1 protein-coding gene is annotated in these 275 nt (G+C 51.3%); it reads left to right on the forward strand.

Annotation, left to right across the window (positions count from 1 at the left end; all coding sequences use genetic code 11):
* Positions 1-275: cation:dicarboxylate symporter family transporter (locus SB756_RS29845; protein ID WP_410913192.1), on the forward strand; the 275-nt coding region annotated here is incomplete at both ends.

Genomic DNA, 275 nt, shown 5'->3' on the forward strand with positions numbered 1-275 from the left:
GCTGTTTGCCATTCTGTTTGGTTTTGCCCTGCATCGTCTGGGTAACACTGGCACGCTGATTTTCAACGTGATTGAAAGCTTCTCAAAAGTGATTTTCGGCATCATCAACATGATCATGCGTCTGGCACCGATAGGGGCATTTGGCGCGATGGCGTTCACTATCGGCAAGTATGGCGTGGGCTCACTGGTGCAGCTCGGCCAGCTGATTATCTGCTTCTACATCACCTGTATTCTGTTTGTGGTGATCGTGCTGGGGCTGATTGCACGCCTGTTCG

It is taken from the genome of Pseudomonas sp. SIMBA_068 (assembly GCF_046534705.1).
Taxonomy (GTDB): Bacteria; Pseudomonadota; Gammaproteobacteria; order Pseudomonadales; family Pseudomonadaceae; genus Aquipseudomonas; species Aquipseudomonas putida.